Genomic DNA, 6819 nt, shown 5'->3' on the forward strand with positions numbered 1-6819 from the left:
TGTGCGTGACAGGATTCGAACCCACGACCTTCTGGTCCGTAGCCAAAAGTTCAATCGCTCAACCATGCGATTTATCCGGGTTGAATTTTACAGATTTTTTACATTATTATAAAAATGGTTTTCGTTTCTTCTATATTAATGGAAACTACTTTCGTTTACTTTTAACTACTTTTAAATACTATTATAGTCAAAATGTTATTTCTGTAAAGCCATCTTGTTTACAAGTTTCTGTATTTCATTGTAATCATAGCCGGCCAATTCAAGAAGCTTCTTTCTTGTAGGATTGGTTTTGGCTGTGCCCCATTTTCCTTCCAGGACTTCTTTGGCAACCTCTTCATTGGATTTTCTCTCGGGGGTCCTAGCAATCAGAGAGACAATTCCGTCATAGTCCACGTTGAGATCTACATCACCTTTTATCCCTGGGACGCTTCCCTTAGATGAATATTGCCAAGCAACTGCAATCCTAGCGCTAGGCTTAAGGCTTGAATTTTTGTTGTAAGCTCCGGTATCTTTTGATGGGTATCTTGCAATCCAAACATCAAAGTCTCTCTTAAGATCGTCATGTATCAGTCTGATATACCAGTCTCTATTGCAATATATTCCGACATAATATCCGGCTTTTCTGAAAATATCAGCATACTGATAGGCAAGGGACCTTATGTAGGCTTTTCCTTTTACATCAACAGTCTTATCTTCAAGATCAAGCCATATGCCATATTCGAGCTTGCGGCCATTAAGATGCTTTAGAAGAGATTCTGCATCGGCTACAGGGTCAGCCATGGAAGCTCTGGCTATGTAGATATACACGCCTCTTGCCATGCCATTGTCCCCGGCTCCTTTGTAGTTTGCCTCAAAGCATTCATCTTTTCTATGGCTCTGTGCCTCATATTGACATTTTAGAATAGCAAACTTCTTGCCAGCCTTAGCAACTTGTTTCCAGTCTATTGCTCCATTATGATGTGATACATCAATTCCGAATACTTCACTCATGATTTCTTCTTATCCTCGTTGTTCATAATCCATACAGCGGATTCTATAAGTCTTGACAGTTGCTCCTGTGTGATATTGATACCATGCTTTACAGCCCATGCAGTAACATTAACAAGGACATCCTCTTTCTTTACGACTCCCTGTTTACTTCCTTTTATAGTCTGCTCGGCCGCCTTAACAGCCTTAACAATTGCATCCCACAGCGTTTCATCGATGAGACTCTTTAGCTTGATCTTCAGGTAAGGTATCAGGTATCTCATGACAAGGATGATTGCCAGCGATACAACAGCCTCTAAAATTGTAAACATAATCTCATTCATCTTTCTTTTCCCTCCTGGCTACAAAATCTCTTGCTATCTCAAGGAATCCTGTTATTAGAAGCTCCACAGCTCCGCCGCCAAGTCCGAACTGTACCAGGGTTTCAGGCACACTGTCCTTTACCCAGTAAGTTATCCAGGCAACTATCACGAACAGGATCCAATAGATGCATACGCCTTTTACTATCCGGTCAATTTTCTTTTCAACTTTCTTTTTCATGTTCCAGATCCTCAATCCTGTGATTGGCTACCTTAATCTGTTCTTCTTGAACCGCTACCCGTTGTTCAAGTTTATAGGTTCTCTCAATAACATTGTTATGCTTCTCAACTCTCTGGGAAAGTGTGTTGAGGCTTTGGCCAAAAAGAGCTGTCTGCTTGTCAAGCTGCGCTTCAAGTTTTATTGCCTGTCTGTTCTGTGATATTATGCACACTAAGATAGCTGCGCCTGCACTAATAATTGCTGAAATGATTGTCTCCATACTTTTTTCTCCATAATCACAATTCTTTGATGCTTTCCTTAAGCTTTGCAATCTGATTTATCTTTGAGACTTCCTCCAGTCTGTCAAGCTCAGCTGCATTTATGTGTTCCAACAGTAAAAGAAACAGGCTGTCTATCACGTCAGCCTGTTTCTTAATGATAAGGTTTTGAGTATCTACTATCTCAGGTAGTGTCATGGCTTCCCTCATCAGTCTGTGAGAATCACGTCTTCGTAACCGTCCACTGTGAGAATTGCGTTGACATCTGCCCTGTAGTCCTCATAGAGTCTAGTCTTCACGAAGTAAGCGGCGTACTTTGCCTGTCCCTTCTCAAGTGAAATGTCTGCCTGTTTTTTGATCATTCTTGCGATAAAAGCTACCATGTTTTTCTCCTCCTTATGGTGTGATTGATGGGATGACATTAGTTAAAAGGTCATCGAGTATCATGTCTGTACCGTCAGCTCTTTCTTCAAGAGCTGCGTTTTCCTCTGTAAGAGTCTTTATATCTTTGGGAGCAGTGCCCTCATAAAGAGAAAACTCTCCTCCAGAGTAAACATACTTGTTAGGCTCGTAATCTTCGGGAAGCTCCGCAACCGGTATTACATCCTGGACCGTGTAAAAGCCAACCTCAACAGCAGCCTTGGCCAACTGTCTTACTGTGTCATTTGAGCCTATTACTCCGATTGCTTCATCGGTCTTTCTTTTGAGGATGATCTTCTTGCCTGTAGCAGGATGCTTACCTACAAGAAGCTTCTCCTCTGTGGCGTCTATCACAACGCCTTCTGTGTTGACATGGATAAACATTGTTCTCCTCCTTCTTTGATTTCTTTTATGAAAAGCTCGTTGTAGAGCTTGTCCATTTCTTTGATTGTTCTGTACTCATATTTGAAACGCTTACTCAGATTCTTGGACGTGGCCGGAATGTGCTTTAGATATCCTCTCCATGAGCTGTACTGCTGCTCTATGGTCTTGTAATCAATCTTGCCCTGGTCGAGCATGGCCTTTAATTTCTTAAGCTTCCTTCTTTCATAGGAAACATTTCTCCGCCTGTGCTTTATGAGGATCTTTCCTGAGGATGTGAGGACATATCTTTTCTTTAGGAATGTAAAGCCCTTTGAAATCTTTGTGATATAGGTTTTACGTTCTGAAAGAGTTATTCCCAGCTCTTTGGTTATTATCCCGACCTTTTCAAGGATCCTTTTGGCGTCCTGTTTTGTCTCGCAAAACAGATAGAAGTCATCATTATATCTGTGATAATGCTTTACCCTCAGGACTGTCTTAACGTACTGGTCCATCCTGTTAGGTACCGAGATGGCGAATATCTGATTGAGCTCACTGCCAAGGCCCAGGCCCTTATCTCCATAATGACTTATTGATGTCCTGGCATACTCAACGAATCTTTTATCCGTAAAGTGCTTGTCTATGATATCTAAAAGAACGTCATGGTCGATGCTGTCAAAGAAAGATGTGAAATCACCTACAAGTACATAGCCGGTATTGCCATGATGGTGGTACCAGCTCCTTAAGTGTTTTATTATTCTCTTTCTTGCGAAATCTGTTCCTCTTCCCCTGAGACTTGCGCTGTTATCATAGATAAGGCTATTCCTTAACATCGGGACATAAGAATTTATAGCGAAACTCTTCTCTATGCACCGTTCTGATATATGAATACTTCTAATGCTTCTTTTCTTTCCTCTTTCATATATTTCAAACTGGTAGAATCCTTTGAAAACATCTTCTCCGGCCAAGAGTCTTTTATGGTATTTAAGAGAGTTCTTGTATAAGCTGAGTCCGTATCTTTGCACCGAGGGCTTCCATGAAACGTTTGTCCTGCATATCCAAAACTTGGCCATTAATTCTTTGACTGAGATATCTTTGTCATAATCTCCGTATAGCCTGTTGAGCTCTTCTTTCCTCTTTAATCTCTTGGTCTTTCTTCTTAAGTACCTTTTCTCTCTTCTCTCCTTTGAAGTCACCCTGTACAGCGTTCCTTTCTTTGGCATTTCCAGCTGCATAGCTCATGGACATGAAACAGCGCGCCACCACTGCCATGCAAGAAGCGTTCGTCCATGAGACATCATGATGTATATTTACCCTTATGGGAGGGTCACAGGCTCCTTCATTTCTTCTATATCAGTAGTTTCAATTGCCTTTTGGTAATCTACTCCGGTTTTATCTTTGAAATGAATCAGGGGAGCACGCCATTAGAGTTGCTGGCGTTGTTGTTGTTCGGAGTGCCGGAAGTGTTGACATTGCAGAAGTTCGTGGAGTTGCTGATATTCGGCGAAGCCAACCAAACATTCACGGCGGTAGTAGCCTATAACCCAAGTCTTTTCTTATCTGAATCTATCCAGTTTGCTATTAACTTTTCCTGTTTCTGAAGCTTGTCTCCTATCTCTATGAGGATCCCTTCAGGGAGCGTAAAGCCAAGGCGCTCTGCCAGCATGAACTTTCTGAAAAGATGTTCTACTCTTGCGTAGGCTTCCCTCTGATACGTGAGCCTTCTTTTGTAGAACTCTTTATTGAATGGCATATTGTTGGCGGCTTCTATGAAGTCTACCATCTTGTGAGCATCCTCTACGATGTTCATTGTGAGAATGAATCTGTACCTCTTTGGGAAGTATTTCTCATTCATGCACAGCTTAATGATCCTGACTTCGAGCTCCCTGGCATGGTCTCTTGTGTCGAATGGAGACTCGCTTCTGTACCTTGCAAGAACCGACATTTTTCTCCTTTTGCCCGCCGAGGGCGGCGGGCGATTACACTTCGATTATTCCTGTGCTTACGCATCAGGAGCGATTCTGAAGCAGGGGAGCACGCCATAAGAGCCGCTGGCGCCGCCGTAGTCCGGAGCGCCGGAAGTGCCGACAATGCAGAAGTGCGTGGAGTTGCCGATATACGGCGAAGCCAACCAAACATACCCGGCGGCTCCGTTGGAACCCTGTGTTCTTACTCTTGAAGCTGCATCTGTGAATATAGGGTACAGGTTGTTCACGGAGTTCTCTGAGGATCCCGAATAAGTGATTCCGCCAAAGACTTCCTTCTCTGTAGGGATCCATATCTTATCATTGGAAGTAAGGACTGTATTGACCTGACTGCCCTGTGTGGCCTTGACAGGCTTCTCGCTGATAACTGCCTGAAGGTCTGAGGGGAGCATAGTAATAAACGTATTGTTGAGATACGTCCTAAGATCTGATGCATTCCAACCGCCTGCGTTGGTATTTGATGTGTGGTGCTGGCGAGTTGTGGCCAGGCAGTAAGTAGGGATAAAGTCTACTTCTCCAAGGCCGTATACATTGACATTGGCCTCATATACAAGTGTCTCTCCGCCTGAAAGCTCAACCGTAAACTGATCTCCGTTCGAGATGTAGTCTGCTGCCTTGCCGGCATTTACTATTCTCTTGATTCCATCCCAGCTTGCAGTTGTGAGTCCTGCTTCTACAAACACGTTCTGCCCTGCTCCGAGGGTAATCGGGTCTGACGTGAAAGCTCCGAGAGTCACTGTGTATCTCTTGAAAGCTGCCAGCTTCATGCTGAGATATCCGTTACTTGCGATAGTTCCTGTTCTTGCTGTGCCGGATTCATCTGTGAATCTTACTGTTGAGCCTATGCTCGTGGCACAATGGACCATGATCTGTCCATACATCATTTCACTCATTTGATTCCTCCTTATGATACTGTTTCTATAATGTCGCCTGTTGAGGCTTCAATTGTTACTTTCTTTGTCTTCTGAAGAGTACCGCTGCTGTTGTATAGCCTTAACCTGGTAACATAACCGGAAGGGAAATCCTGGATGATATACTCTCCTGTGGAATATAAAAATTTGACCTGTGAATTATTGGGATGGCTTATAGTTACTGTTGTTCCATCAGAATAAGTCTTTTTGATTGTCCCATTTGTATTTGCGTGGGTCCTGCATCCGACAAATTCCGATGCAGCTCCTCCTGCCGTAGCTGTTCCGGTTATCTGATTGCCTGCTGCGTCATGAGCTGTATAACCGGAAAGAAGTTTATCAGCGGTTACAGTGTCACCGGTAAGATCTATCAGCGTGGTATCTCCAAAAACAACCTTGCTATTACCCATACATCACCTCTTTATGGTGCTACTGTTCCTATTGTTACCGTGTAGCCTCCTGCTGCATTCAGTACGCTTGTATATGCGATCGCTCCTACAGTTACCTGTGACAGATAATCATAACCTGAGTCAGGCGTCACCTGCTGGGCCGTTGTATAAGGAGTTACACTTTTACTCTGTGCTGTTATCCCTGAAGCCGGCGAACACGTTCCTGTTACTCCAAGAATCTCAACGCCTTCCTTGATGTTCTCGGCTATGATCTTGGCTTTCTGTGTAGCGTTAAGCTTTGCTTTTCCGCTTCCATCGTGAAATCCGATAGGGATAGCAATTTCATCATCTACTTCGTCAATCTCTAAGGTGACGCCGCCATTGTTGGCCATGGTTCCGGTGATGACATTTCCATTAACGCCTGCTTTCTTTGTGGCAAGAATCTCTGAAGCTGTTGCGTCCATCTCGGATGTGTCCATGTCATAAGTGCATGTACCTGTGATTGGTTCGCCGTCAGCTCCGTGAGCTGTTGTTCCGGAAAGAAGCTTAGAGGCTTCGACTGTATCAGATGTAAGGTCCATAAGCGTTTCATTTCCGAAAATGATCTTAGAATTACCCATCTTTTCCCTCCTTTAGGCAATCGTTATTGTTCTTCCCCCACTTGGATTTGTTACTGCTGAATAGGGAATCTCTTTTATTACCAGGTCGCTGCGCATACTCTTATTCTCTGTTTCAAGTGTTTGCGAGCTGACCTGTGGCGCTACTTCATAATCTCCCTCATACCAGGGAAGTATGTCTCCGGCCACAATCTGCTCTGATACAGTCAGCTCTTTTTCAATGTTTAAGGGATGTACTACCAGAGTTTTTTCATTCGTGACCGGAATGATGTTTAATGTGACTAAAACAGGATTCATTCTATTACCCTCTCATCTAAGATCGGATTGACAGGTACCTTCTGGATATCTGAAGCAAA

At 43.5% G+C, this 6819-nt stretch carries 13 protein-coding genes and 1 tRNA gene; all 14 read right to left on the reverse strand.

What is annotated here, in order from left to right:
• Window positions 1-7 precede the first annotated feature (7 nt).
• Window positions 8-64: transfer RNA gene (locus J6I68_RS00780), tRNA-Arg, on the reverse strand.
• Window positions 65-195: 131 nt separating this feature from the next.
• Complete coding sequence (locus J6I68_RS00785) at window positions 196-990, reverse strand: GH25 family lysozyme (protein WP_292216405.1); 795 nt, start codon at window positions 988-990, stop codon at window positions 196-198.
• Window positions 987-1310, reverse strand: coding sequence for a phage holin (locus tag J6I68_RS00790; protein ID WP_292216407.1), 324 nt, complete (start codon window positions 1308-1310; stop codon window positions 987-989). Before J6I68_RS00790 ends, J6I68_RS00785 begins: the two co-directional genes overlap by 4 nt.
• On the reverse strand, window positions 1303-1527 hold the full coding sequence (locus tag J6I68_RS00795) for a hypothetical protein (protein WP_292216409.1): 225 nt from the start codon (window positions 1525-1527) through the stop codon (window positions 1303-1305). Before J6I68_RS00795 ends, J6I68_RS00790 begins: the two co-directional genes overlap by 8 nt.
• A complete protein-coding gene (locus J6I68_RS00800) occupies window positions 1511-1786 on the reverse strand; it encodes a hypothetical protein (RefSeq protein WP_292216411.1) in 276 nt (91 codons plus the stop codon). The genes J6I68_RS00795 and J6I68_RS00800 overlap by 17 nt, the downstream gene beginning before the upstream one ends.
• Window positions 1787-1802: 16 nt before the next feature.
• A complete protein-coding gene (locus J6I68_RS00805) occupies window positions 1803-1982 on the reverse strand; it encodes a hypothetical protein (protein ID WP_292216413.1) in 180 nt (59 codons plus the stop codon).
• A gap of 11 nt (window positions 1983-1993) precedes the next feature.
• A complete protein-coding gene (locus J6I68_RS00810) occupies window positions 1994-2167 on the reverse strand; it encodes a hypothetical protein (RefSeq protein WP_292216415.1) in 174 nt (57 codons plus the stop codon).
• A gap of 13 nt (window positions 2168-2180) precedes the next feature.
• Window positions 2181-2588 (reverse strand): hypothetical protein, encoded by a 408-nt coding sequence (locus J6I68_RS00815; protein WP_292216417.1) that lies wholly within the window; start codon window positions 2586-2588, stop codon window positions 2181-2183.
• Window positions 2555-3787, reverse strand: coding sequence for a reverse transcriptase domain-containing protein (locus J6I68_RS00820; RefSeq protein WP_292216419.1), 1233 nt, complete (start codon window positions 3785-3787; stop codon window positions 2555-2557). The genes J6I68_RS00815 and J6I68_RS00820 overlap by 34 nt, the downstream gene beginning before the upstream one ends.
• A 314-nt stretch (window positions 3788-4101) precedes the next feature.
• Window positions 4102-4509 carry a hypothetical protein gene (locus J6I68_RS00825; RefSeq protein ID WP_292216420.1) on the reverse strand — a complete coding sequence of 136 codons (408 nt, stop codon included), beginning with the start codon at window positions 4507-4509 and terminating at the stop codon, window positions 4102-4104.
• A gap of 57 nt (window positions 4510-4566) precedes the next feature.
• The gene (locus J6I68_RS00830) at window positions 4567-5442 is read right to left on the reverse strand and encodes a DUF6273 domain-containing protein (protein WP_292216422.1); all 876 of its coding nucleotides are present in this window, start codon (window positions 5440-5442) and stop codon (window positions 4567-4569) included.
• Between the two features lie 11 nt (window positions 5443-5453).
• Entirely contained in the window at window positions 5454-5867 is a 414-nt protein-coding gene (locus tag J6I68_RS00835; protein ID WP_292216424.1) for a histidine kinase, read from the reverse strand.
• An 11-nt stretch (window positions 5868-5878) separates the two neighbouring features.
• Complete coding sequence (locus tag J6I68_RS00840) at window positions 5879-6466, reverse strand: hypothetical protein (RefSeq protein WP_292216426.1); 588 nt, start codon at window positions 6464-6466, stop codon at window positions 5879-5881.
• Window positions 6467-6478: 12 nt separating this feature from the next.
• The gene (locus tag J6I68_RS00845) at window positions 6479-6760 is read right to left on the reverse strand and encodes a hypothetical protein (RefSeq protein WP_292216427.1); all 282 of its coding nucleotides are present in this window, start codon (window positions 6758-6760) and stop codon (window positions 6479-6481) included.
• Between the last annotated feature and the right edge of the window lie 59 nt (window positions 6761-6819).

Origin of the sequence: Butyrivibrio sp. (genome assembly GCF_017940685.1) — a bacterium.
Lineage (GTDB): Bacteria > Bacillota > Clostridia > Lachnospirales > Lachnospiraceae > Butyrivibrio.

What these genes read in the sequence shown, in the direction of transcription:
- J6I68_RS00845 (WP_292216427.1), bottom strand. Translation starts at nt 6,760, where the DNA reads ATGAATCCTGTTTTAGTCACATTAAACATCATTCCGGTCACGAATGAA.
- J6I68_RS00830 (WP_292216422.1), bottom strand. Translation starts at nt 5,442, where the DNA reads ATGAGTGAAATGATGTATGGACAGATCATGGTCCATTGTGCCACGAGC.
- J6I68_RS00790 (WP_292216407.1), bottom strand. Translation starts at nt 1,310, where the DNA reads ATGAATGAGATTATGTTTACAATTTTAGAGGCTGTTGTATCGCTGGCA.
- J6I68_RS00840 (WP_292216426.1), bottom strand. Translation starts at nt 6,466, where the DNA reads ATGGGTAATTCTAAGATCATTTTCGGAAATGAAACGCTTATGGACCTT.
- J6I68_RS00785 (WP_292216405.1), bottom strand. Translation starts at nt 990, where the DNA reads ATGAGTGAAGTATTCGGAATTGATGTATCACATCATAATGGAGCAATA.
- J6I68_RS00805 (WP_292216413.1), bottom strand. Translation starts at nt 1,982, where the DNA reads ATGACACTACCTGAGATAGTAGATACTCAAAACCTTATCATTAAGAAA.
- J6I68_RS00815 (WP_292216417.1), bottom strand. Translation starts at nt 2,588, where the DNA reads ATGTTTATCCATGTCAACACAGAAGGCGTTGTGATAGACGCCACAGAG.
- J6I68_RS00835 (WP_292216424.1), bottom strand. Translation starts at nt 5,867, where the DNA reads ATGGGTAATAGCAAGGTTGTTTTTGGAGATACCACGCTGATAGATCTT.
- J6I68_RS00820 (WP_292216419.1), bottom strand. Translation starts at nt 3,787, where the DNA reads ATGCCAAAGAAAGGAACGCTGTACAGGGTGACTTCAAAGGAGAGAAGA.
- J6I68_RS00810 (WP_292216415.1), bottom strand. Translation starts at nt 2,167, where the DNA reads ATGGTAGCTTTTATCGCAAGAATGATCAAAAAACAGGCAGACATTTCA.
- J6I68_RS00825 (WP_292216420.1), bottom strand. Translation starts at nt 4,509, where the DNA reads ATGTCGGTTCTTGCAAGGTACAGAAGCGAGTCTCCATTCGACACAAGA.
- J6I68_RS00800 (WP_292216411.1), bottom strand. Translation starts at nt 1,786, where the DNA reads ATGGAGACAATCATTTCAGCAATTATTAGTGCAGGCGCAGCTATCTTA.
- J6I68_RS00795 (WP_292216409.1), bottom strand. Translation starts at nt 1,527, where the DNA reads ATGAAAAAGAAAGTTGAAAAGAAAATTGACCGGATAGTAAAAGGCGTA.